Source organism: Phytohabitans sp. LZ39, assembly GCF_059359075.1.
The window spans coordinates 375,016-397,462 of record NZ_JCADBM010000001.1; the positions used below are offsets into that span (position 1 = coordinate 375,016).

Below are 22,447 nucleotides of genomic sequence, written 5' to 3' on the forward strand. Positions count from 1 at the left end.
CTCCCGCGGCCTCACCCTCCGCTGTTGGTCCCGGCCTGCCCCTGCCCCCAAGAGGGCAGCCCTCTTGGGGATGAACTGTGAAGAGGGCTCCCGTATACCCGTCTGGACGGTGACAGGGCTGCCCTCTTGGGGCGCGCGGAGGTGGGCTTGACCCGCGGACCCGGCAGCGGAGGTCGGGGAATTCGGCTCGCTCCAGCGAGCCGCCGGCCTCCGCGGTCTCCGGCGGGAGCAACGGTCCGCAGCTGACGCGGACCCGGGTAGATCAGTTTTCGATCTCGAAGAGCTTTTCCAGGTACACGGCTACGCCGTCTTCGTCGTTCGAGAGGGTCACGTCGTCGGCGATCTCGCGGACGGCCGGGTGGGCGTTGGCGACGGCGACCGCGCGGCCGGCCCAGGTCAGCATCGGCACGTCGTTGGGCATGTCGCCGAACGCCACGACCTCGGCCGCCTCGATGCCGCGCTGCTCGCAAAACCAGGCCAGCCCGGCCGCCTTGGTGACGCCCGCCGCGGAGATCTCGACCAGCCCGGAGTACGACGAGTGGGTCGCCTCGGCCAGCCCGCCGAGCGCCGCGGCGACGATCCGCACGAACGCGTCCGGGTCGCGCTTACCGGCCCGCACCAGCAGCTTCACCGCCGGCACCGAGGCCACCTCGTCGGGCGTGGCGAGCACCCGGATCGTAGGGTCTTCGGCGTCCCAGAAGACCGGCCACTCCGCGTCGTGCCGAAACTCGCGCCCGTCGGCCACCTCGACCGCGAAGGTCGCGCCCGGCACCTCCGCCCGCAGCCGCTGGGTCACGTCGGCGAGCAGGTCAGGTGCGAGCGGATTGGCGCGGACGATGCGGTCGCCGTCCGGGTCGTACACCACGGCACCGTTGGCACAGACGGCCGGAAGCGGCTCGTGCAGCTGGTCGTACACCTGGCTGAGCCACCGCACCGGACGGCCGGTGACCAGCACGACCACGGTGCCCCGTGCGGCGATCCGGGCCAGCACGTCAACCGTGCGTGGGCTGAGCGAGCGGTCCTGCCGCACCAGCGTCCCGTCGAGATCGGTGGCGACAAGGCGCGGCGCGTCTCCCATCAACGCGACAGTAGTCGATCGAGGTAGACCGCTACGCCGTCGTCGTCGTTGCGCAAGGTCACCTCGTCGGCCAGCAGCCGCACGGTCGGGTGGGCGTTGGAGACCGCGACCCGGCCCCAGCCGGCCCACTCGAACATCGGGATGTCGTTGGGCATGTCACCGAAGACCAGGACCTCGGCCGGGTCGACGCCGAGCACGTCGGCCACGACCGCGAGGCCGGTGGCCTTGTCGACGCCCGGCGGGCAGATCTCCACGAACCCGAGCCCGGCCTGGGTCACCGAGGCCAGCTCCGGCGGCACGATCTCGCGTGCCGTGGCGAGCAGCGTGTCGACGTCGTGGTCGGCGGTACGCGCGAACGCCTTGATCACGTCACCGTCAAGGCACTCGGCCCGGGCCCGCTCCTCGAAACCCTCGGGGTATGGCCACGCCGCGTCGAAGTCGCCCCAGAGCGGCGCACCCGGGCCATCCTGCGCCTCGACCATGACGATCAGCGGCCCGACCTTCGCCTCGAGATCGGTGAGCAGCTTGGCCAGCGTCACGCCGGAGAGCCGCTCGTCGCGCAGGACCACCGGGCCGGCCGGGTCGGTCTGGTCGATTACCCGCCCACCGCCGGCCATCACCAGGTAGTCGGCCGCCCGGATGTCGTTGCGGGTGAGCTCCGCCAGCCGCGGCCCACGCCCCGTGGCACCCACGATCGGGATGCCGGCCGCCCGGACCCGGTCGAGCACCTGATGGGTGAACTCCGACACGGTGTCATCGCTGCGCACCAGCGTGCCGTCGAGGTCAGTGGCGATGAGCTTTGGCAGTCCCGGGCGGGGCATGGTCCCTCCTCACCCGGCCGAGACCGGCGCGGCGACTCCGCTCCGGCACCGGCGGGGGAGCAACCGTACCTCACCGAACGCTACTCATCCATGACTTTCGTGCGACGCCAAGGTCACGCGGGCTCTAACACGTCGCGGCCACCCAGATAGGGCTGGAGTGCCTTGGGCACCCGCACCGACCCGTCCGGCTGCTGGTGGTTTTCCAGGATCGGGATCAGCCAACGGGTGGTGGCGAGCGTGCCGTTGAGCGTCGCCGCGGTCTGCGTCTTGCCGTCCGCGTCGCGGTAGCGGATGCCGAGGCGGCGGGCCTGGAACGTCGTGCAGTTGGACGTGGAGGTCACCTCGCGGTAGCGGCTCTGCGACGGCACCCACGCCTCGCAGTCGTACTTGCGGGCCGCGCTCGATCCCAGGTCGCCGGCCGCCACGTCGATCACGCGGTAGGGCACCTCGACCTTGGCGAGCATCTCCTCCTGCCAGGCCAGCAGCCGCAGGTGCTCGTCGCGTGCCTCCTCCGGGCGGCAGAAGGTGAACATCTCCACCTTGTCGAACTGGTGCACCCGCAGGATCCCGCGCACGTCTTTGCCGTGCGAGCCGGCCTCGCGGCGGAAGCACGTCGACCAGCCCGCGTATCGGATGGGGCGCTCCAGGTCGAGGATCTCGCCCGAGTGGTACGCGGCCAGCGGTGCCTCGCTCGTGCCGACCAGGAAGAGGTCGTCGGCCTCCAACCGGTAGACCTCGCTCGCGTGCGAACCGAGGAAGCCGGTGCCCTCCATCGACTCCGGCTTGAGCAGCACGGGCGGGATGACCGTCGTGAGGCCGTACTCCACGGCCTGGGCGATGGCCATCTGGAGCAGGCCGAGCTCCAGCAGCGCGCCGACGCCGGTGAGGAAGTAGAAGCGGCTGCCGGAGACCTTCGCGCCGCGTTCCATGTCGATCGCGCGCAGGGCCTCGCCCAGCTCCAGGTGGTCGCGCGGGCTGTCGAGGTCGGGCTTGTGACCAACCTCGCGCAACACCACGAAGTCGTCCTCACCGCCGGCCGGTGCGCCCTCTTCCACGACGTTGGGCACGGCCAACTGAGCCTGGCGCAGCGCCTGCTCAGCCTGGGTGGCGGCGGTCTCGGCCGCCTTCACGTCAGCCGACAACTCCTTGGTACGGGCCAGGAGTGCGGTCTTTTCGTCGCCCTTGGCCTGGGAGACCTGCTTGCCCAGCGACTTTTGCTCGGCGCGCAGTGCCTCGAAGGCCTGCACCGCCGCACGGCGCCCCTCGTCGGCGCGCAGCAGCTCGTCGACGGCGGACTCGGACTCGCCACGGGTGCGCTGGCTGGCACGGATGGCGTCGGGGTCGTCGCGAAGCAGGCGGAGGTCAATCACGACATACCAGCCTACGGGGTCGGCAAGTCGTTTCTGCCGTCGGCCGGCGGCTTGCCATCGTGCATGGGAACGAACGGCGCCGTTGGCCCGACCGTGAGATCGGCCGGCGGCGGAAGGTCACTGTCGAGGTCGTCCGGCTCCTGCGCCGCCCGCGGCCGCCGCCATGGCCAGTCGACCTGCGTGGCCGCGTCCCGCGGCTCGGCGTCGGCGCCCGCCCCGGCCGCGGCCGGCTCCACGGCTGGCGCCGGCATGAGCCGACCGGCCAGGTAGAAGGCGATCGCGAAGCCGGCGATGCCGAGGAATGCCATGGGCAGGCCGCGCCCGTACGCCAGCTCGTAGGTCGGACCCTGCGGACCGAAGAAGAGGCGGGACAGCTGGTACGACGCGCTGTGGTCGTCGAGCCACACCGTGGCGCCGGCCAGGATCGCGGCGGACAAGCCGGCCGCTGTCAGCCCGAGGACCCGCAGCTGGGCGCGCATCGCGGGGCGGCCGAAGAGGAGCAGGCTCATGCAGCCCACGAGCACGAAGATCCCGATGAGGTATCCGGTGGCGTAGCCGCCCAGGTCGGCGACGCCGGCGGTGCCGGGCGGGGGCACCTGCTCCGGCGGAAGCACGATGGACTGCGGCGTGAAGGTGGTGGTCTGCCACTCTCCGACCAGCGAGGCGAAGATGGCGACCGCACTCAGGCCGGCGACGATCGGCACGAGCCGCCAGTCTTTGCGCACGGCGGTGAGGATCTGCGACGCGCGTGGGCGCTGCCGGACCGGCGCGTCGGCGCCGAACTCCACGACCGCCGGCTCGTCCAGCCGCGCGCCGATGTCCGCCTGTGGCTCCTGTGGCTCCTGCGACATGGCTAGAGACTCTCTTTTTCCAGCGTGCTCAGCATGACCACCCGCGTCTCGACGTAGCGCTCAGCTCCCGCCTCACGAACGAGCTTGTGCTGGTGAACGACCGTGTCGCCGTCGTCCGTTTCCTCCACTCGCCAGTACTCCGGTATGCCGCAGGCGGCGTACTTGGCCGGCTTGACGATGCGATCCGCGGTGCGCGAGTCCGGCGACACGACCTCGACTACCAGCTCGAACTCACGTGCCGGGTGATAGGCCACTTCCTTCGCCGGTAAGTCTCGGAAGACTGCGACGTCGGGCGTGACAAGTTCGCGTGGGCCTAGAACTACACCTTGCTCCAGGTATGCCAGCCTGCCGGCGTGGATGAGGAGGCGGTAAGTGCGCCCCACGCCGTCCGCGTGCCGCGGACGCATCGCTGCGGCTGCCACAACCAGGTTCCCTTCCCACAGCTCATAGCGGTAGTCGGGCGGGAGGTCCTGAAGGATCTCCGGTGTCCAGTCGATGCCTACCGGCAGCTTGATCGTCGCCATGCCATCCTCCGCCCCTGCCTCCCCGACCAGGATAGGCATCAGTTTTGCTGGGTGCGGACTGACAACAGAGCGCCACCGAGCGCCAACACCAGGGGTGCGGCCACCCCGTAGCCGACGCCGGGGCCACGGGTCGCCCGGACGTCGACCATCGCGAGCCCGCTCACGAGCGTGTCCATCGAGGCGCCGGCGGCCCGCGCGCCGACCAGGCTGGCGAGGAGCATGCCGAGCACGCCCATCGCGAGCGCGGCTACCCCAGCGCCCCGGGCCGCGCCGCCGGTGGCCGCCGCCGCGCCCGCGACAAGGCCGAGCACCACGAAGAGGGCGATCACGTACCACCAGCCGAGGTCGAGCTGGAACACCGCGATGCCACCGGAGTGGTCCAGGTCCGCGCCCTCCACCGGAACGTCGACCGCGAGCCGGTAGTGGGCCCAGGGCACCGCGAGCGCCAGAAGCGCGAGCACGAATCCGGCCACCACCAGCGCGCCGCCGCCGCCCACCAGCGCCACCTTCCGGGTCATAGCGGGATCGTCGCATCGGAGTGCCGATTGGGCTAGCGTCGGGCTCATGCCTATCCGCACCGCATCTGCCCGCTGGCAGGGCAATCTCACCGAGGGTTCCGGCACCATCCGCACTGGTAAGGGCGGATACGAGGGGAACTATTCGTTCAAGTCCCGCTTCGAGGAGGGTGAGGGGACCAACCCCGAGGAGTTGATCGGCGCCGCCCACGCCGGCTGTTTCTCGATGGCCTTCTCGAAGGGCCTCGCCGACGCCGGTTTCACGCCGGACTCGGTCGAGACGACCGCGAAGGTGCACCTGGACAAGACCGACGCCGGCATGACCGTCACGCGCATCGACCTGGAGACGGTCGGCCAGGTGCCGGGCATCGACGAGGCCGAGTTCCTGAAGATCGCCGAAGGCGCCAAGGCAAACTGCCCCATCTCCCGGCTGCTCTCGCCCGGCGCCGAGATCACACTCAACGCCCAGCTGGCCTGACCCTCCGTCTTCCCGGCGGCGCCGGCTCTCCGGCGCCGTCGGTCATCCCTGCCGTCGGGCAGAATGAGTCGTGTGCCCGTCGAGATGAGCCGCGAGCGGTTCGAGGAGCTGGTCAGCGAGGCCCTCGACGAGGTGCCGGAAGAGTTGCTCGGCCTGATGAGCAATGTGGTGATCCTTGTCGAAGACGACTCACCGCCGGGCGAGCCGGAGCTGCTCGGTGTGTACGAGGGGTATGCGCTCACCCGCCGGGGCTGGGATTACGGCGGTGTGCTGCCCGACCGGATCACCATCTACCGCAACCCGACACTGCGCATCTGCGACAACGAGGACGACGTGGTCGAAGAGGTCGCTGTCACGGTTGTCCATGAGATAGCGCACCATTTCGGCATCGACGACGAGCGCCTGCACGAGCTCGGTTGGGGCTGAACGGCCCAGGTCGACTATTGCCACCGCGGCCTACTCTCCGAGGCATGCGTAGCGCGTTGTTCTCGGCGGAGAACCTCGAGAAGGAGTCGGCGCAGCCCGGCATGCGGCTGCAAAACTCCAAGATGTTGAAAATAGAGCTCAATGGCGAGTGCATGGCCCGCACCGGCGCCATGGTCGCCTACCAGGGCCAGGTCCAGTTCCAGGCGCTCGGCTCCGGCGGGATCGGCAAGTTTCTGAAGCAGAAGCTGACCGGTGAGGGTGTCCCGCTGATGAAGATGAGCGGTCACGGTGACGTCTTCCTCGCCGACCTCGCGTCGGACGTGCACCTCATCGACCTGGAGCCCGGCGACGCCCTGTCGATCAACGGTTCCAGCGTGCTGGCCTTCGACTCGACGCTCCAGTACGACATCAAGATGGTGCAGGGCATGGGCATGCTCTCCTCGGCCGGCCTGTTCAACTGCGTGTTCACCGGGCACGGGCGGATCGCGGTGACCACCAAGGGCACCCCCGTGGTGCTCAACGTCGACCAGCCCACGTTCGTCGACCCGCAGGCGGCGGTGTGCTGGTCGGCCAGCCTTCAGACCGGCTACCACCGGGCCGAGCAGCTGGGCCTTGGCACGCTGCTGGGGCGGCGCACGGGTGAGGCCTTCACGATGAGCTTCGCCGGGCAGGGCTTCGTCGTGGTGCAGCCGTCCGAGGAGCCGCCGGTGCAGGGCAGCGGCCAGCAGCAGAGCAGTGGCGGTCTAGGCGGCCTGCTCGGCAACTAGGGCTAGCTCACGTCGCCCGCGCGGATGCGTGCCAGCCACGCGGCCGCGTCGGCATAGTCCACATCGGAGAGTCCGGCCGGCGCGGGGACCGGCCGGTCGTCACCGACCGCGCGCTGCCGCGGGTACGACCCGAGGAAGCGGACGTCGGCGCACACCCGGCGCAGCCCCTGGAGGGCCTCGCCGAGGCGGTCGTCGGAGACGTGCCCGGTGCAGTCGAGGAAGAACGCGTACCGCCCGAGCCGCTCGCCCGTCGGCCGCGACTCGATGCGGGTGAGGTTGATACCGCGCACCGCGAGCTCCATGAGTACGCCCAGCAGCGCGCCCACCCGGTCGTGCGAGATGAAGACGGCCAGCGAGGTGACGTCGTCGCCGGTCGGCTCCGGCGGCGCTGACGGCCGGGACACCAGCACGAAGCGGGTCACCGCGTCCGGGTGATCGGAGATCTTCTCCGCGAGCAGGGCCAGCCGGTACCGGTCGGCGCCGATCGGCGCGCAGATCGCGGCGTCGTACTCGCCCGCGGCGGCGGCGATCGCGGCGGCCGCGTTGGAGAGCACGTCGACGACCGTGGCCTCGGGCAGGTGGGTGCGCAGCCAGCCCCGGCACTGCGCGGAGGCCTGCGGGTGCGCCGCGACCGTGCGGATCCGCTCGAACGCCACCGGCTGGCGCGCGCCGAACACGAACTCGACCGGGATCACCACCTCGCGCGTGATCACCAGCGGCGCCCCGTCGATCAGCTCGTCGAGCGTGATGCCCACCGCGCCGCCGATCGAGTTTTCCACCGGTACGAGCGCCGCGTCCGCCTCACCGGCCCGGATCGCGTCCAGCGCCTCCGGAACGCTGCGCGCCGGCGTACGGGTGCCGCGCGCGGCCGCGGGCAGCGTCAGCAGCGCCTGCTCGGCGAAGGTGGCTTCGGGGCCGAGGTACATGAAATGGGTGGGTGGCACGCCTGGCATGCCATCAGCCTAGACATTGCCGGGGGCTTGACCGCCCTCGCAGGCCACGACACGGATGCCGGCCGGCGCGCTCGTGCGCACCGGGATGTTGCACACGTTGGTGCCGGCGGTGACGAGCGTCAGCGAGCTCGGCGCGCCGCGGGTCACCACCAGCAGCGGGTCGCGGTTGGAGACGACGATCACGCTGTACTGCCAGGTGCCGGCGCAGAGCGGCGTGTCCGAGCGCACCGTGGCCGACCCGCCGCCCGGCAACATGCCCGACGTCCTGCGCAACAGGGCCATCACCTGCGCCGCACTGGGCTGCCCCTGGCACGGCACAGCGGTGGCCTCGCCGAACGTGGGCGTAGCGCTGGGCACGGCGGTCGGTGGCAGGTCGGAGGCGACCGGCGGAGGGGAGGCCGTCGGCGGAGCCGTCTTGGGCGAGGGGACCACGCTGCCCGGCGGATCGCGCAGCTCCGGCGGCACGCCGCAGCCGGTGACCAGCGCGGCGATGGCGATCGCCGCGGCACCGGCACGTGTGGCGATGGCGGTCACGGCGGCACCACGACGGGCGGCGCGGGCGTGGGCAGGCACGGGCTCCTCGAACATCAACGGGCGTCGCTGGACGGCCGGACATGGCCGAGGTCCATATTAGGCGGATACGAGGAGTGCCTCACACCTCACAGAAGAATGTGAGCGAGCCGGTAACCTCGCCGTCGTCGTGCAGCGGCGTCGCGATGGCGTCGACCGTGGCCGCGCCGCCCTCGGTGCCGGACTGGACCCGCAGGAGCCCACGCGCCAGCCGGCCGGACGAGATGGCGAGCACGGGCGGGATCTTGTCGATCTCGGTGTCGGGCAGCTCGGTGCGCGCCTGCGTGAAGTCGACGAGGCGCAGCACGCCCTCGACGAGGCTTTCGCCGGTGGCGTCGGCGGGGCTGCCCAGCCCCAGCAGCTGGCACGCCGACTCGGAGATGGCCACGATCACCATCTCGGAGTTGATCAGCATGCACGGCTCGCCGGCGGCGGCGACGGTGGGCTCCCACAGCTCGAGGCTGCCGAGCCGCTCCGGCTGTAAGGTCGCGCGAGCTTCCGGCACGAACGCTTCCGAAATGGAGAGTTCGACGTGCGCCACCCCGCGCCTCCAATACACTCCGCCGGTAAACCGCTACGCTAACCGGTTTCGACGCGGAACGCCGACCCCGATCCTTCCGGCGGGTTTGTCCGGTACGGCTGGCTGGGACGCTACCGGCGGGCACCCCTCTTGTCAGCGGCCGTTCGGCCGTCCTCGTACCACCGGTAGTTGGCCGCCGACCGGTACGGAGCGTTGAGCCAAGTGGACGGGTGGCGTGCAACCTGGGAGAGCTTTTCCGCCGTCGCGGGGGTGATCTTCTGACCACCGGCCACGAGCAGCCGGTCGAGCTCGCGGTGGGTCGCCACGAGGCAGTCCTTCGGCAGCCCGTACACGCTGATCTGGCCCGATCCGACGAAGGTCAGCACGGGGGTGACCGGCACGTTGAGCCCGACCGCGGCGGAGAGCGCCTTGGCGGCGCGCTTGGCGTCGCGGCGCGCCTCGGCGAAGTAGGCCGGGCGCTTGCCGTTGATCTGCACGACGTCGCCGGCGATCATCACGCGAGCGCGGCCGTGGTCGGCGACCGTGACGGCGAAGATGCCGCTCGGCCCGATCGCCAGGAACCCGGCCCGCTCGTCGCGCGCGCGGCCCTCGATGTCGATCAGGGCGGCGGGCACGTCGGTGCGCGGCCAGTCGACCACGTGCCACGCGGGGCCGAGGTGGTCTAGGCGGGTGAGTGCGCGGGCGCCAGCGGCCTCTACGCGCCGCGCATCGCGCTCGGCACGCCGCCTACGGGCCCACTCGAGTGGGGTGGGTCGAACCGCTTCGAGGATCGCTGGCTGACCGTCGCCCGTCGGGGACTGGCCAGCGGGGGGTAGCGCCCGCTGCGGGGGGACAGCACGACGCGCAGGGAAGACGGTCATCGCGGACCTCCGGCAAAAGGTCTCTCTAGTTGTGGTTTCACTACGGTACGTGGTTGAGCGGGTACTCAAGAAGGAGTGACGGCGGAGTGACTGGGGATGAATGCCGCATTCACGACCCGCCTCTTTTGTCAGATGGTGCTACCCGAGTGGCTACGCTGACCATTGTGGCCCATTACGTGGACAGCGAGGTTGGAAGACTCGTCACAGTGCTCCTCCACCGCCCGGGTCCTGAGCTGGCGCGTCTGACCCCGCGAAACAGCGACTCGCTGCTCTTCGACGCGATCCCTTGGGTGGGCCGGGCGCAGGAAGAACACGACGCCTTCGCGGGCGCCCTGCGCGACCGTGGCGTGGAGGTCCTCTACCTGAGCGCGCTGCTCGCCGAGACCCTCGCGACCGACGAGGCGCGGGCCGAGCTGACCGGCCAGGTGCTCGCCGACCCGCGGCTGGGCGAGACGCTGCGCCGGCGGGTGGCCGACCACCTGGCCTACCTCGACCCGGCCGGACTGTCCGATGTGCTCATCGCCGGGCTGGCACACGAGGAGCTGCGCGGCCGACCGGGCGGCCTCGTCTACGCCCTCATGGACCAGCACGACTTCATCATCGACCCGCTGCCCAACCTGCTCTTCACCCGCGACTCGTCGGTCTGGGTGCGCGACCAGGCGGCGGTCAGCAGCCTCGCGATGCCGGCCCGGCGGCGGGAGACCACGCTGCTGCACACGATCTATCGGCACCATCCACGCTTCGCCGGCACAGAGCTGGCCTACCAGCCCGCGCTCGAGCCCGTGGAGGGCGGCGATGTCCTGCTCCTCGCGCCCGGCGTCCTCGCCGTGGGAGTGGGGGAGCGGACCACCCCGGCCGGCGCCGAGCGGCTGGCCCGCCGGGTGTTCATGGCCGGGCTGGCGCACACGATCCTTGTGGTGCCGATCGCGCAGGAGCGCGCCACCATGCACCTCGACACGATCGTGACCATGGTCGACGTCGACGCCGTGCTGATGTACCCGAACGTCGCCGACGCCCTCGTGGCGTACACGGTGGTGGCCGGCGAGGACGGCGAGCCGCAGGTGGACGGTCCGGCGCCGTTTCTGCGGGCCGCCGCCGACGCGATGGACCTCGACGCGCTCCGGGTCATCGACACCGGGCTCGACCCGGTGACCGCCGAGCGGGAGCAATGGGACGACGGCAACAACACGCTCGCCATCGAGCCGCGGCTGTGCGTGGCGTACGAGCGCAACGTCGAAACCAACGCCCAGCTCGAACGCGCCGGCATCGAGGTGATCCCGATCCCCGGGTCCGAGCTGGGCTCCGGTCGTGGCGGCCCGCGGTGCATGTCCTGCCCGATGGTCCGCGACCCGCTGAAGCCTCTCAGCGCAGCGTGAGCTGGCGGCCCAGCAGCCCTTGCTTGGCACGGCGGGCGGTCGCGTCGAGCGGGCTCTCGTCGCCGAGCGCGTCGGTGTAGCGCTTGGCGAAGTCGGCCACGGGCGCCTCCCAGTCGGCCGCCTCCGGCTCACGCGGGATGTCCCACACCGGCACCAGGCGGCCGTGCGCGCGGAACATGCCGGCGAACTTGGTGCCGTCGCCCAGCAGCAGCTCGCCCGCACCGGCGAGCCTCGCCAGGGCGTTGAGGGCGGCGTCTTCGTCGTCTGGCAGCACCCAGCGCACGTGCCCCTTCTCGGGGACCCGGCACCAGTACGCCGCCTTGGCCGCCGCGAGCCGCACGGTCGGGTAGATCGACGCGTTGGCCCGCTCCAGCGACGCCTTCACGTTGGGGTCGTCGGCCGCGTCGGCATCCAGCCAGAACTCGAACGTGTCGTGCATCGTCACGTCGAGCGCCCCGTCGACGAGGACATCTTGGAGGCGGGGACCTTCGCCGGGCAGGGCCGGCACGGCCACGGTGCCGCCCGGCTCGGTCTCCAGTGCGGAGAGCAGGGCGACGGCGAGGTCGCGCGAGATGTCGCCGGATTGCACGTGGCGCTGGAGACCGACGAAGACCCGGCCGTCCGGCTTGGTCATCGCCGGCCACGCCATCGGCAGCACGGTGGCCAGCGTGACGGACCGCTCGCCGTACTTGGCGACGAGGTCGGGGGCGAGGCGCAGCGGCGCCGACGCGGCCGGCACCAGCTCGCGCAGCGCGATCCACTCCGCCTCGTCCGCCAGACCCTCGAACGGGCGGGGGACGAATACGTCGCGCAGCTTTTGACGCTTGGGAGCCGCCTCAGCGGACCGGGAGTTCTTTCGACGCTTGCTCACTCTGTCTCCGGGTTCGTTCGCTCACGCGGCGCTGAAGGCGACGTCTTCCTCCGCTGCCCCGAAACCCCGACTTCGTCGGCGGGGCAGCTCCGTCCAGACGCCACCGCGCCAGCTCGCTCTCTCACAGCCGTTCAGCCTAGGCTCTACGCGCGCGGCGCGGGGCCAAAGGCGCGGCCGATCACGGACTTTCCCGCCGTTGGTGGTCGAAAGTGCCCGACAGCTCCGCCCAGACGCTCTGCCCGAGGCCGTCTCGGTCGACGCCCCAGCAGTCGGAGAGGGCGGCCACGATGCTCAACCCGCGCCCGTCGACGGCGTCGGTGGCGATCGCCCGGATGCGTGGCGGCTCGGCCGCGCCGCCGTCGGTAACCCGCACCTCGACGGTGTCGTGGTCGACCTCGGCCTCGGAGCCGGCCGGCCGCAGCCGCCAGGCCACCCGCACCACCCCGCCGGGCAGCGGGTTGGCGTGGCGCACCGCATTGCCGACGAGCTCGGCCAGCACGGCGACGGCGTCGGCGAGGAGAGCGGGATGCACCGCGTCACGAAGCTCGTTGGTGAGGCGTTGCCGGGCTATGCGCGCGCCGCGGGGGTGATGTGGGATGACTACGCACCAGGCTCGCTCGGCCAGTGCCATCGACACCATCGTGCCTCCTGCCCTCACCTATCCGCGCGGGAGTCGCACCTCTGCGACGGTACCGCCCCCCTGACGGGGTCGGAGGGATACCCACCCGTTTTGCCGCTCGACAATTCTTCTAACGAGATAGAGGCCCAAACCGGTGCCTGGATACCTCCTCCGGTCTCCCTGCTCTCCCTGCCAGAAGCGATCGAACGCCCGCTCGACGTGCTCCGGTCGTACCCCGATGCCGCGGTCGCTAACCCGGAATACCACGGTGCGTTCCTCCGCCTGGGCGGTGACCTCCACGAGGGTGCCGGGATTCGAGTACTTCTCCGCGTTGGTGGCCAGCTCGGTGAGGACCGTCGTCATGCTGGCCCGGTCGCCGAACGCCTTGGGCAGGTCGTCGGGAAGCGCGAGGGTGAGGCGCCGACGCAGGTCGGCGGGGAGGGCGCTCGCCGCCGTGCGCAGGGCATCGACGAGGTCGAACGGCGTGGGCGGCGCCGCGCCCACCTGACCACCGTCGTTGGCGGCGGAGAGCAGCCGGTCGACGAGGCGGGCCAGCTCGCCCGCCCGCAGCCCGATCACGCGGGCCGCCTCCAGCCGGTCGAGCTCCGAAAGCGACTCCCAGTGATTACTGAGCGTGTCGGCGTATCCCTTGATGACGGTGACCGGTGTGCGCAGCTCGTGACTGGTCACCGCCACGAAGAGGTCGCGGTCGTGATCACGCTGATATTGGTCCGTGGTGTCACGGAAGGTGACCACACGCGACTCGGGCGCCCCCGGCAGCTCGCCCGCGGCCACCTTGAGTCGGCGGCCGTCGTCGAGCCGGTGGTCGATCACCTGGCCGGGCGCGGGCAGCGGAAACGGCAGCCGCTCGCCGAGCATCTTCTCCGCGGGAAAGCCGGTGACCTGCTCGGCCGACGGGTTCCACAGGCGGATGCGCAGGTCGCGGTCGACCACCGCGAGGCCGTCGGCGAGCGCGGCCACCACCGGCCCGTTGCCGTGCACGGGAAGGCCGGCCTGGTCGCCGTAGAGGTGGGCGATGCAGCTCGCCAGGTAGACCATCAGCGAGTGGTCGTCGGCCGTCGCGGTGCCGTCGGGATCGGCGAAGAAGGCGTGCAGGCTGCCGATCGTCGTGCCGCTGATGTCGGTGCGCGCGTGGATGACGCGGTGGAGCCCGCGGGAGCGCAGCTGGAGGGTGAAGCCGGCCTCGAACGCGTCGGCCGGCAGCTCGCTGGTCTGCGGCCCGGCCAGCAGCCGCGCGTTTGCCGGGGCGGTGGGGTCGACCGGGCGGCCCAGCGTCCAGCCGGTGGCACCGCTGGCGGCGATGACCCGCCCGCCGGAAGGGCCGTACTCCACGAAGGTCATGCCGTCGGCGTGCAGTGCCCGCTGGCCGAGGCCCAGCAGGTGGCCGACCACCGGCAGCCCGGACACGCCGGAATTGGCCGTCTCGATGACGTCGGCCTGGCCGGCGATCAGAGCGGCGTAGTCAGGGCGCTCCGGCATGCCCCGAGTCTGCCCTGTGGGACTCCCATTTCGCTATCACCGCGCTTTCTGGATCCCACACCGTGTCCGTCCCGGTCTCGACACGGTGGGTGCTCAGAGCACGCGGGCCGGCTGCCCGACCTCGCTCACGAGCTCACGCCCGCTGGCGGCCCAGTCCTGCATGCCGCCGTCGAGGTTGCTCACGTTTTCCCAGCCGTTGCCCAGTAGGTAGGCCACCACCTGCCCGGAACGCCCACCGGAGCGGCACACCACGACGATGTCGCCCTCGGTGGGCAGCTCGGAGAGGCGGGCAGGGATGTCCATCATCGGCATGTGGTGGGCGCCGGGCGCGTGGCCGGCCTCCCACTCGTCAGGCTCACGCACGTCGAGCAGATACGCACCGGCGGGGATCTCCGCCGTGGAAACCGTGGGAATGTGAGGTCCGAACACGTCGCCACTCTATCTAGAGTTTGTTGATCCACTTCGGGTTGGCAGTGGCCCATCCGGCGACTTCCGCGCGTGACAACGCCGCGAAGAGGCCCGGCGCGGGGTCGTCCAGCAGCGCGTAGGAGACGCCGCCGATCATCTCCGGGTGGGCCGGCACCTGGAGTCCCACCAGGTCACCCGCTCCCAACCCGCGCAGCGCGAAGACAAGATCCTCCACGGGTACACCGTTGGTGTCCACGGTCAGCGAGGCACCGACCGCCCGCACCAGCTGGTCGATCTTGAGCGGGTTGGTGACAAGGCCACGGTCGGACACCTTCACCATGATCGCCTTGAGCAGCTGCTGGTGGTGCCGCTGCCGGTCGAAGTCACCGGCCGGCAGGTCGTACCGTTGGCGGGCGTAGTCGAGCGCCACCGCGCCGCTCATCTGCTGGCAGCCAACGGTGAAGAGGCGGCCGGTGTGTATCGAGCGGGTGCGCGTGTCGACGCACATCGTCACCCCGCCGAGCAGGTCGACCACCCGCCGAAAGCCGGAGAAGTCGATGATCGCGGCTCCGTCGAAGTTGACGCCGGTCAGCTGGGTCACCGTGGCGGAGAGCAGCGGCACCCGCCCGTACGAGAAGGCCGCATTGATCTTGTCAGTCCCATGGCCGGCGATCGGCACGCGCAGGTCACGCGGGATCGAGATCAGGTAGGCCTGATCCAGCCCGGCCGGGATGTGCGCGATCACGATCGTGTCTGCCCGCTGGCCCTCGGACGGATTGTTCGCCCGGAGGTCGGAGCCGACGAGCAGGTAGTTGAGCGGCCCCTGCACGGCCGTCCGCCGCTGCCGCGCCGCCTCGTCGAGCAGCCGCTCCTGTGCGATCGAACGCTCGTACCGCGACACGAGCACCCGCAGCCCCACGATGCCCACCGCGGACACCAGCAGCAGGGCCAGCCCGATGCCGAGGACCACCTTCGCCCAGCGCGGAGCGGGCGGCCGACCGGGCGACTCCGGGGCCGTAGCTTCCCGCTCGATGGTGGACGTGGCTCCTCCCAGACCCGGCGGTGGTCTCTTGACTCAGCCTAAGGTCGGATTTGCCAGGAGGGCCCCAATTACCCCGATCTAGTGCCGCCCGCGACCGTCTTCCGGATCAGGACCGACGGTCAGGCGCGCTGTCGCCTGCCTCGACTTCATTGATCGGCGCACAGGTCGGCCACACGCCAATAGATCGCGGGCCCTCGCTGCCCCTCTGGGGGCAGTTACATACCACGATCGCTCGCCTGCCTAGGTCTTGGCGATGAACTGGGGGTTGCTGATCACGAAGTCGGCCAGGCGGCCGTCGCGGACGGCGGCGAGCATCTGCATCGACTGCTCGCTGAGCTGCTCGAAGTCCTGGCCGTTGACCTTCTGCGTGTTGAACTTGCCGGCGTTGGTCTTGATCAGCACCAGGTCGTTGGCGGCCACGCCGCGCAGGGTGAAGATGAAGTCTTCGACCGGGATGCCCTGGGTGTCCAGCACGAAGGCCTTGCCCGCGGCCTTGATGACGTTGTTGAGCTTGAGCGGGTTGGTGATCACGCCCTTGCTCGTCGCCTCCTTGGCGATGGCCTTGATGAGCTGCTGCTGGTGGCGCTGCCGCCCGTAGTCGCCGTCGGAGAGGCTCTTGCGGATGCGGGCGTAGTCGAGGGCCAGCTCGGCGGACATCCGGCGGCAGCCCTTCTCGTGTACGACCGGCTTGGCGCCTGGCGGCAGGTCCTGGATGCCGACGCCCTCCTTGTACCAGAGCTTGTAGATCTTGCCCTTCTTGTCGATGCCCAGGTGGATCGACTCGGCGCGCTCGTCGACGCACATGTTGACGCCGCCCAGCGTCTTGACCACCGACTCGAAGCCGGCGAAGTCGATGATCGCCGCGCCGTTGAACTTGATGCCGGTGAGCGAGTGGACGGTCTGTGCCAGCGAGTCGACGCCGCGGGCGCGCTTTTCCAGCTCGGTGCCGGGGCCCTGGTAGCCGTACGAGAAGGCGGAGTTGATCTTTTCGGTCGAGCCGCCGAAGCCGGTCTTCGGGTACGCGGGGATCTGTACGCGCCAGTCACGCGGGATGGAGACCAGGTAAGCCTGGTCGTGCGATTCCGGGATGTGCAGCACGACGATGGTGTCGGCCAGCACGCTGGTCTCGGAGCTGCCCCTCGCGCGGGCGTCGATGCCCACCAGCAGGAGGTTGACCGCGCCCTTGATGTTGTTGCCACCGGGGCCGGCGGCCGCGGCGGCGCCGCCGAGGAGGTTGGTGGTCTCGATGTTGGAGGTGGCGTTGCCGATGACGACGCGGGCGCCGACGATAGCGGTGCCGCTCACCATCATGAGCACCGCGCCGAAGATGACGGTCAGGCGTGCCCACAGTGGATCCCGCCGGCGTTTGCGCGGGGTGGTGACGTCCGTTACGGGGCGCCTCTGGCCGCGCTCCACCTGCATCCTTGGGTCCGATCGCCGGGGGTCAGGTCCAGCGGGCAAGATACAGCCACTGGAGATATGGAAGGTTAACAGCAGATGGCGTAGCCGGAAACATCCGGCTACGCCACCAACGGTTGTCGATCAACTACCCTGCTTGGGGGCTGGTGAGGCGTTGGCCGCGGCCCACTCCTCCATCTTGTCGTTGGCCATCGCCTGGTACATGGCCAGGGCCTTTTCCTTGTCGGAGACCACTACCGACTCGCCGTTGATCGTGTCGCTGCCCTTGTGCGGGCTGGTGAAGAACTTGAGGTTGTCACCCCGGAGGCTGCGGAACTGAAGCGCCATGTCCACAAGCGAGAAACCCTCGTCGACCGTCACCGCGTCGGTCGTCGCCTTGAGGAACGAGTTGAGCTTCTTCGGGTTGGTCAGCGTGCCCGTGCTCGCCGCCTTGTCCATCAGCGCCTTCAGGAACTCCTGCTGGTGACGCACCCTGGCGAAGTCGCCGTCCGGGAACTGCTTGCGCTGGCGAACCCAGTCGAGCGCCTGGTCGCCGTTCATGTGCTGCACGCCCTTGTGGAACGTGCGGTACGGCTTGTGGATCGAGGTGATCGTGCGCTCCACCTTGAGGTCGACCCCGCCGAGCGCGTCGGTGACCTCCTTGAAGCCGCCGAAGTCGATCGCCATCACGTGGTCGATGTGGACATCGCTGAAGCACTCGACCGTGCGTACCGCCAACGGGAGGCCGCCGAACGCGAAGGCTGCGTTGATCTTCGCGCGCTGGCCGCTGCCGCAGTCGGCGCCCGCGCTCTCCGGGATGGGCACGTAGAGGTCGCGGGGGATGGAGACCAGGTAGGCCTCTTTGTGGCTGGCCGGGATGTGCATGAGGATGATCGTGTCGGCGCGCCACTCGCTGCTCTGGTCGACCTTGGCGTCGGGGTCGCGGGAGTCGCTGCCCACCATCAGGATGTTGAGCGTGCCGTCGACCGTCTTGGCCGGCCGGCCGCCGGTGATCTCCGAAAACGGGTCGGTGCGGGCCAGGTCGTCATCGAGGTTGTTGACGTACGCCCAGAGGCCGAGCCCGCCCAGCAGACCGAGCACCAGGACCGCGATGCCGGCCAGGAGCGCGATGCGGCCCCAGCGGGGACGCAGGCGGGGCCGCCGGCCGCCCGGGTAGACCGGGCCGCCCGGCCCACCGGGACCGCCCGGGCCGCCAGGCCCCCGGCCGCCGTATCCCGACGAGCGCGCCGGTGGCTGCCCCGGGGCAGCCGAGCCAGGCACGTGGGCCCGGCCGGAGATTCGTCCCGAATCGGGCTGGTTCATGCCCGGTACGGACGCCCGGCCGGAGCTGCCGCCGTAGGAAGACCTGGTCGCTGTCATGTAAGCCAGGGTAGGTCGGGAAGGCGAGTCTGCCTTTCAGCCAACGCCGACGGCGGCACAAAGACGGGAGTCAGCCCACCCGCTTCGCGCTGGGCTAGCCCACCCGCTGCGCACTGAGCTTGCCGACTCGCTGCGCGAAGTGCTCGATCGTGCGGCGCAGCCCCTCCTCGACCCCCACACGCGGGGTGAAGCCGAGCCGGGTGCGGGCGAGGGTCAGGTCGGGCCGGCGCATCTCCGGGTCGTCGGCGGTGCGCGGCACGTACGAGATCACGGACTCGCTGCCGGTGAGCCGGATGATCAGCTCGGCGAGCTCGCGCATCGAGAACTCGTCTTCGGTGCCGCAGTTGATCGGCCCGGTCTCGGTCGAGTCGAGGAGCAGCAGGATGCCGCGGACCAGGTCGTCGACGTAGCAGATCGAGCGGGTCTGCGTGCCGGTGCCGTGCAGCGTGATCGGCTCGCCGCGCAGCGCCTGGGTGATGAACGTCGGCACCGCCCGCCCGTCGTCCGGCCGCATCCGTGGCCCGTACGTATTGAAGATCCGCACGATGCCCACGTCGAGCCCGTGGTGGCGCTGGTAGGCCATCGTCGCGGCCTCGGCGAAGCGCTTGGACTCGTCGTACACGCTGCGCACACCGACTGGGTTGACGTTGCCCCAGTACGACTCGGGCTGGGGGTGCACCTTCGGGTCGCCATACGCCTCGGACGTGGAGGCCAGGATGAAGCGGGCGCCGTCCTTGAACGCGCGGTCGAGCAGCAGGAGCGTGGCCTGGGAGCCGACCCGGAGGATCTCGATCGGCAGCGTGGTGAAGTCGGTCGGGCTAGCCGGCGAGGCCATGTGCAGGATCGCGTCGAAGCGCTGGGCGATCGCCGGATGGTGGTCGGGGAGCCCGTCGGCCACGTCTGCCTCGACGAGCGTGAAGTCTGGATGCTCGGCCAGGTGGGCCACGTTGTCCTTGGTCCCGGTCACGAAGTTGTCGACCGCCACCACCGCGCAGCCGCGCGCCAGCAGCGCGTCGACCAGGTGCGACGGGACAAACCCCGCACCCCCGGTGACGAGGACGCGGTGACCTGCTCCGAATCGCGGGACTACGACCATGAGCGCAAGCCTACCGATTGATACCCACCGCCTTGTCCCTACGTACCCCACGATGGCAGCGGGAACCTCGGACGGGACGGACCCGCGCGGCTGTGGGCAGGCCGCGCGGGTCCGTCAGGAACGCCGGTGGATCAGTGCGCGCCCGCACCGGTGAGGGAGCGCACCTCCAGCTCGGCGTATTTCTGCTCGTCGGTCTCCTTCGAGATGAGCGTGCCGATCCAGCCGCAGAGGAAGCCGACCGGGATCGAGATGATGCCGGGGTTGTTCAACGGGAACCACTGCCAGTCGGAGTTCTTGAACATCGAGGTCGGAGCCCCCGACACGACCGGCGAGAAGAACACGAGCACCACGGCGGCGATCAAACCGCCGTAGATCGCCCACGTCGCCCCGGAGGTGTTGAACCGCTTCCAGAAGAGGCTGTACAGGATGGCCGGCAGGTTGCCGGAGGCCGCCACCGCGAACGCGAGCGCGACCAGGAAGGCCACGTTCAGGCTCTGTGCGAAGAGGGCCAGCACGATCGAGATCGCGCCGATGCCGAACGCGGAGATCCGGGCCACGTTCACTTCCTGCTTTTCCGAGGTCTGGCCCCTCTTGATCACGTTGGCGTAGAAGTCGTGCGCGAGGCTCGACGACGACGCCAGCGTCAGGCCGGCCACCACCGCCAGGATCGTGGCGAAGGCGACCGCGGCGATGACCGCGAGGAGCACCGCACCACCCGTGTCGCCACCGAAGAAGTCGACGCCCAGGGCCTCGGCGAGCTGGGGTGCGGCCGTGTTGCCGGCCGCGTCCTGCTCACGGATCGCCGCGCCACCGACCAGGGCCGCCGCGCCGAAGCCGAGCGCGAGGGTGAAGAGGTAGAAGGTGCCGATGATGCCGATCGCCCACAGCACGCTCTTACGGGCCGCGCGCGCCGTCGGCACGGTGTAGAAGCGGATCAGGATGTGCGGCAGGCCGGCTGTGCCGAGCACCAGCGCGATGCCCAGCGAGAAGAGGTCGACCTTGTTGTAGAAGGTCTGCTTCGCGTTGTCGGCGACCTCCACGCCGTACCGCAGGCCCGGCTCGAGGAAGGCCTCGCCCTTGCCGGACTGGTCCGCGGCGGCGCCGAGCAGCGAGGAGAGGTTGAAGTTGAACTTCGCCATCACCAGGACCGTCATCAGCGCCGCGCCGCTCATCAGCAGGAACGCCTTGACGATCTGGACGTACGTGGTGCCCTTCATCCCGCCGACCGTGACGTAGACGATCATGAGGGCGCCGACCAGGATGATCGTGGCGATCTTGGCGGCGTCGGCGTCCATGCCGAGGAAGGTCGTGCCGGGGCGGATGCCGAGCAGCAGCGCGACGAGCGCGCCCGCGCCGACCATCTGGGCGATCAGGTAGAAGATCGACACCGTGATCGTGGAGACCGCGGCCGCCGTGCGCACCGGGCGCTGGCGCATCCGGAACGCGAGCACGTCGGCCATCGTGTACTTGCCCGAGTTGCGCAGGAGCTCGGCGACCAGCAGCAGCGCGACCAGCCACGCCACGAGGAAGCCGATCGAGTACAGGAAGCCGTCGTACCCGTACAGCGCGATGAGGCCGGCGATGCCGAGGAACGACGCGGCCGACATGTAGTCGCCGCCGATCGCCATGCCGTTCTGGAAGCCGGAGAAGGACCGGCCGCCGGCGTAGAAGTCGGTCGCCGTCTTGGTCTGGCGGCTCGCCCACACGGTGATCGCGAGGGTGATGGCCACGAAGACCAGGAACAGCGTGATCGTCAGCGTGCGGGCGGTGTTGTCACCGGCCTCGGCCGCGAGGAAGGCGGAGGGACTCATGCGGCGTCTCCCTTCTCCCTGAGCTCGTGGGCGATCTTGTCGGCGATCGGGTCGACCTGGCGGCTCGCGAAGCGCGAGTACAGCCAGGCGATCACGAACGTGGACACGAACTGGAGGAGGCCGAAGACGAGCGCCACGTTGATGTGGCCGACGACCTTGGTGTCCATGAAGCCGCGTGCGTAGGCGGACAGGATCACGTAAAGCGCGTACCAGAGAAAGAAGGCCACGGTCATCGGGAAGATGAAGCCGCGCAGAGTCTTGCGCAACCTCGTGAAGTCCTCCGACCGCTGGACCTCGACGTACCGCTCGGCGTCCGAGGTGGCGGGAGCGGGGATATCCGTCGTCATGCGAAGTTCACCACCTTCACAGGCGTAGGCGGGTGTCGGCAGGACCGTAAGAACGGCGGTACGACGAAGGAAGTCGTGATCGCGATCACGGTCGTCGATTGCGCCGAACGGTTGTCTGCCTGCGCCGAGTGACGTGGATCACGCCGGTAACCGGTTAGCCCAGCTCCCGGTAGCGCCCGCGGAAGTGGATCAAGGGGGAGTCGTCCGGCCCGACCTCGATCGCCTCGATCGTCGCCTCCACCAGCAGCCCCCAGCCGAACTCGCGCGCGCTGTCCAGCCGGCAGCCCACCCAGGTGCCCACGTCGGCGGGCACCGGCCCGTACGGCGTTTCGATCCAGCCGTCATCCCGGAAGAGGCCACCGGGTGCGGGCAGGATGCCGGCGAAGCGGTCGGCGAGCTGCTTGTGCCCCGCGGCCAGCGGTGCGACCGCGAACCGCCCGGCCGCGCTGGCCGCGGCCCAGAGGTCCGACTCGTCGTCGACGACGCCGAGCAGGCGGCCCGGCTCGCCGCCGGCCACCAGCGTGGACGAGACGGTGAGGCCCGCGGGGCCGGGCGCGGTCCAGAGCGTCACCGTCGAGGCGATGCGCCCACGCAGCCGCCGCACGGGTGAGCGGGCCTCGCCGGGCGTCGCGAAGGGGTCGGTGCCGTGGATCCGCGCGCCGGGCTCGGGAAGGCTCACTGTGCCTCCTGGTTCGCTCGCTCGTGCGGCGCTGAAGGCGACGTCTTCCTCCGCCGCCCCGAAACCCCGACTTCGTCGGCGGGGCGGCTCCGTCCAGACGCCGCCGCGCCAACTCGCTCCCTCACCTGCTCATCTTCGTTCATTCGCCGTTACGCCTCTCGTTAAC

The 22,447-nt window shown here is 70.2% G+C and carries 24 protein-coding genes and 1 pseudogene; 4 read left to right on the forward strand and 21 right to left on the reverse strand.

Annotated elements, in window-relative coordinates; genetic code table 11:
- Positions 1 to 262 precede the first annotated feature (262 nt).
- The 6 genes from AC5L36_RS01705 to AC5L36_RS01730 all read right to left on the reverse strand — a co-directional run bounded on the left by AC5L36_RS01705 (position 263) and on the right by AC5L36_RS01730 (position 5,162).
- The gene (locus AC5L36_RS01705; RefSeq protein ID WP_441215968.1) at positions 263 to 1,078 is read right to left on the reverse strand and encodes an HAD family hydrolase; all 816 of its coding nucleotides are present in this window, start codon (positions 1,076 to 1,078) and stop codon (positions 263 to 265) included.
- Positions 1,078 to 1,899, reverse strand: a complete 822-nt coding sequence (locus AC5L36_RS01710; protein ID WP_441215967.1) for an HAD family hydrolase — start codon at positions 1,897 to 1,899, stop codon at positions 1,078 to 1,080. Before AC5L36_RS01710 ends, AC5L36_RS01705 begins: the two co-directional genes overlap by 1 nt.
- A gap of 113 nt (positions 1,900 to 2,012) precedes the next feature.
- Positions 2,013 to 3,269: a serine--tRNA ligase gene (gene serS / locus AC5L36_RS01715; RefSeq protein WP_441215966.1), complete on the reverse strand. Its 1,257-nt coding sequence runs from the start codon at positions 3,267 to 3,269 to the stop codon at positions 2,013 to 2,015.
- A gap of 11 nt (positions 3,270 to 3,280) precedes the next feature.
- Entirely contained in the window at positions 3,281 to 4,120 is an 840-nt protein-coding gene (locus tag AC5L36_RS01720; protein WP_441215965.1) for a hypothetical protein, read from the reverse strand.
- 2 nt (positions 4,121 to 4,122) lie between these two features.
- On the reverse strand, positions 4,123 to 4,644 hold the full coding sequence (locus tag AC5L36_RS01725; protein WP_441215964.1) for a Uma2 family endonuclease: 522 nt from the start codon (positions 4,642 to 4,644) through the stop codon (positions 4,123 to 4,125).
- 38 nt (positions 4,645 to 4,682) lie between these two features.
- Positions 4,683 to 5,162, reverse strand: coding sequence for a hypothetical protein (locus AC5L36_RS01730; RefSeq protein WP_441215963.1), 480 nt, complete (start codon positions 5,160 to 5,162; stop codon positions 4,683 to 4,685).
- Between the two features lie 46 nt (positions 5,163 to 5,208).
- Between AC5L36_RS01730 and AC5L36_RS01735 the strand changes: the two genes are divergently transcribed.
- The 3 genes from AC5L36_RS01735 (at position 5,209) to AC5L36_RS01745 (ending at position 6,830) form a co-directional block, all read left to right on the forward strand.
- Positions 5,209 to 5,637, forward strand: a complete 429-nt coding sequence (locus AC5L36_RS01735; protein ID WP_441215962.1) for an OsmC family protein — start codon at positions 5,209 to 5,211, stop codon at positions 5,635 to 5,637.
- A gap of 63 nt (positions 5,638 to 5,700) precedes the next feature.
- Positions 5,701 to 6,063, forward strand: a complete 363-nt coding sequence (locus AC5L36_RS01740; protein WP_441215961.1) for a metallopeptidase family protein — start codon at positions 5,701 to 5,703, stop codon at positions 6,061 to 6,063.
- Between the two features lie 44 nt (positions 6,064 to 6,107).
- Positions 6,108 to 6,830 (forward strand): AIM24 family protein, encoded by a 723-nt coding sequence (locus AC5L36_RS01745; RefSeq protein WP_441215960.1) that lies wholly within the window; start codon positions 6,108 to 6,110, stop codon positions 6,828 to 6,830.
- Between the two features lie 2 nt (positions 6,831 to 6,832).
- Here AC5L36_RS01745 and pheA read toward each other — a convergent pair whose 3' ends face one another.
- From pheA to AC5L36_RS01765, 4 genes are all read right to left on the reverse strand, one after another.
- Positions 6,833 to 7,783 (reverse strand): prephenate dehydratase, encoded by a 951-nt coding sequence (pheA, locus tag AC5L36_RS01750; protein ID WP_441215959.1) that lies wholly within the window; start codon positions 7,781 to 7,783, stop codon positions 6,833 to 6,835.
- A 9-nt stretch (positions 7,784 to 7,792) separates the two neighbouring features.
- Positions 7,793 to 8,317 (reverse strand): hypothetical protein, encoded by a 525-nt coding sequence (locus AC5L36_RS01755; RefSeq protein WP_441215958.1) that lies wholly within the window; start codon positions 8,315 to 8,317, stop codon positions 7,793 to 7,795.
- A gap of 118 nt (positions 8,318 to 8,435) precedes the next feature.
- Positions 8,436 to 8,894, reverse strand: coding sequence for a hypothetical protein (locus AC5L36_RS01760; RefSeq protein ID WP_441215957.1), 459 nt, complete (start codon positions 8,892 to 8,894; stop codon positions 8,436 to 8,438).
- Between the two features lie 110 nt (positions 8,895 to 9,004).
- Positions 9,005 to 9,754: a hypothetical protein gene (locus AC5L36_RS01765; protein ID WP_441215956.1), complete on the reverse strand. Its 750-nt coding sequence runs from the start codon at positions 9,752 to 9,754 to the stop codon at positions 9,005 to 9,007.
- A 161-nt stretch (positions 9,755 to 9,915) separates the two neighbouring features.
- Between AC5L36_RS01765 and AC5L36_RS01770 the strand changes: the two genes are divergently transcribed.
- Positions 9,916 to 11,130 (forward strand): arginine deiminase, encoded by a 1,215-nt coding sequence (locus tag AC5L36_RS01770; protein ID WP_441216310.1) that lies wholly within the window; start codon positions 9,916 to 9,918, stop codon positions 11,128 to 11,130.
- On the opposite strand, the gene AC5L36_RS01775 is transcribed toward AC5L36_RS01770, so the two are convergent.
- The 11 genes and pseudogenes from AC5L36_RS01775 to AC5L36_RS01825 form a co-directional block, all read right to left on the reverse strand.
- Positions 11,117 to 12,001, reverse strand: coding sequence for a DUF5926 family protein (locus AC5L36_RS01775; protein WP_441215955.1), 885 nt, complete (start codon positions 11,999 to 12,001; stop codon positions 11,117 to 11,119). The two genes, AC5L36_RS01770 and AC5L36_RS01775, sit on opposite strands and share 14 nt — an antisense overlap.
- Positions 12,002 to 12,179: 178 nt before the next feature.
- Positions 12,180 to 12,641 (reverse strand): ATP-binding protein, encoded by a 462-nt coding sequence (locus AC5L36_RS01780; protein WP_441215954.1) that lies wholly within the window; start codon positions 12,639 to 12,641, stop codon positions 12,180 to 12,182.
- Positions 12,642 to 12,659: 18 nt separating this feature from the next.
- Positions 12,660 to 14,120 (reverse strand): sensor histidine kinase, encoded by a 1,461-nt coding sequence (locus tag AC5L36_RS01785; protein ID WP_441215953.1) that lies wholly within the window; start codon positions 14,118 to 14,120, stop codon positions 12,660 to 12,662.
- Between the two features lie 93 nt (positions 14,121 to 14,213).
- Entirely contained in the window at positions 14,214 to 14,549 is a 336-nt protein-coding gene (locus tag AC5L36_RS01790) for a rhodanese-like domain-containing protein (RefSeq protein WP_441215952.1), read from the reverse strand.
- Positions 14,550 to 14,562: 13 nt separating this feature from the next.
- Positions 14,563 to 15,498, reverse strand: coding sequence for an LCP family protein (locus AC5L36_RS01795; protein WP_441215951.1), 936 nt, complete (start codon positions 15,496 to 15,498; stop codon positions 14,563 to 14,565).
- A 312-nt stretch (positions 15,499 to 15,810) separates the two neighbouring features.
- Complete coding sequence (locus tag AC5L36_RS01800; RefSeq protein WP_441215950.1) at positions 15,811 to 16,986, reverse strand: LCP family protein; 1,176 nt, start codon at positions 16,984 to 16,986, stop codon at positions 15,811 to 15,813.
- A gap of 126 nt (positions 16,987 to 17,112) precedes the next feature.
- Positions 17,113 to 18,348: an LCP family protein gene (locus AC5L36_RS01805; RefSeq protein WP_441215949.1), complete on the reverse strand. Its 1,236-nt coding sequence runs from the start codon at positions 18,346 to 18,348 to the stop codon at positions 17,113 to 17,115.
- 94 nt (positions 18,349 to 18,442) lie between these two features.
- The gene (locus AC5L36_RS01810) at positions 18,443 to 19,444 is read right to left on the reverse strand and encodes a UDP-glucuronic acid decarboxylase family protein (RefSeq protein ID WP_441215948.1); all 1,002 of its coding nucleotides are present in this window, start codon (positions 19,442 to 19,444) and stop codon (positions 18,443 to 18,445) included.
- Between the two features lie 131 nt (positions 19,445 to 19,575).
- Positions 19,576 to 21,255, reverse strand: coding sequence for a monocarboxylic acid transporter (locus AC5L36_RS01815; RefSeq protein ID WP_441215947.1), 1,680 nt, complete (start codon positions 21,253 to 21,255; stop codon positions 19,576 to 19,578).
- Entirely contained in the window at positions 21,252 to 21,602 is a 351-nt protein-coding gene (locus AC5L36_RS01820) for a DUF485 domain-containing protein (protein WP_441215946.1), read from the reverse strand. Before AC5L36_RS01820 ends, AC5L36_RS01815 begins: the two co-directional genes overlap by 4 nt.
- Positions 21,603 to 21,756: 154 nt before the next feature.
- Positions 21,757 to 22,269, reverse strand: a pseudogene (locus AC5L36_RS01825) (flavin reductase family protein); the annotation flags it as partial.
- Positions 22,270 to 22,447 lie beyond the last annotated feature (178 nt).

Bases quoted from the DNA above. Each gene is read 5' to 3' on its own strand.
- AC5L36_RS01720 (WP_441215965.1), bottom strand. From the start codon at position 4,120: ATGTCGCAGGAGCCACAGGAGCCACAGGCGGACATCGGCGCGCGGCTG.
- AC5L36_RS01705 (WP_441215968.1), bottom strand. From the start codon at position 1,078: ATGGGAGACGCGCCGCGCCTTGTCGCCACCGATCTCGACGGGACGCTG.
- AC5L36_RS01820 (WP_441215946.1), bottom strand. From the start codon at position 21,602: ATGACGACGGATATCCCCGCTCCCGCCACCTCGGACGCCGAGCGGTAC.
- AC5L36_RS01745 (WP_441215960.1), top strand. From the start codon at position 6,108: ATGCGTAGCGCGTTGTTCTCGGCGGAGAACCTCGAGAAGGAGTCGGCG.
- AC5L36_RS01725 (WP_441215964.1), bottom strand. From the start codon at position 4,644: ATGGCGACGATCAAGCTGCCGGTAGGCATCGACTGGACACCGGAGATC.
- AC5L36_RS01740 (WP_441215961.1), top strand. From the start codon at position 5,701: ATGAGTCGTGTGCCCGTCGAGATGAGCCGCGAGCGGTTCGAGGAGCTG.
- AC5L36_RS01815 (WP_441215947.1), bottom strand. From the start codon at position 21,255: ATGAGTCCCTCCGCCTTCCTCGCGGCCGAGGCCGGTGACAACACCGCC.
- AC5L36_RS01710 (WP_441215967.1), bottom strand. From the start codon at position 1,899: ATGCCCCGCCCGGGACTGCCAAAGCTCATCGCCACTGACCTCGACGGC.
- AC5L36_RS01730 (WP_441215963.1), bottom strand. From the start codon at position 5,162: ATGACCCGGAAGGTGGCGCTGGTGGGCGGCGGCGGCGCGCTGGTGGTG.
- pheA (WP_441215959.1), bottom strand. From the start codon at position 7,783: ATGCCAGGCGTGCCACCCACCCATTTCATGTACCTCGGCCCCGAAGCC.
- AC5L36_RS01805 (WP_441215949.1), bottom strand. From the start codon at position 18,348: ATGACAGCGACCAGGTCTTCCTACGGCGGCAGCTCCGGCCGGGCGTCC.
- AC5L36_RS01735 (WP_441215962.1), top strand. From the start codon at position 5,209: ATGCCTATCCGCACCGCATCTGCCCGCTGGCAGGGCAATCTCACCGAG.
- AC5L36_RS01765 (WP_441215956.1), bottom strand. From the start codon at position 9,754: ATGACCGTCTTCCCTGCGCGTCGTGCTGTCCCCCCGCAGCGGGCGCTA.
- AC5L36_RS01785 (WP_441215953.1), bottom strand. From the start codon at position 14,120: ATGCCGGAGCGCCCTGACTACGCCGCTCTGATCGCCGGCCAGGCCGAC.
- AC5L36_RS01810 (WP_441215948.1), bottom strand. From the start codon at position 19,444: ATGGTCGTAGTCCCGCGATTCGGAGCAGGTCACCGCGTCCTCGTCACC.
- AC5L36_RS01780 (WP_441215954.1), bottom strand. From the start codon at position 12,641: ATGGTGTCGATGGCACTGGCCGAGCGAGCCTGGTGCGTAGTCATCCCA.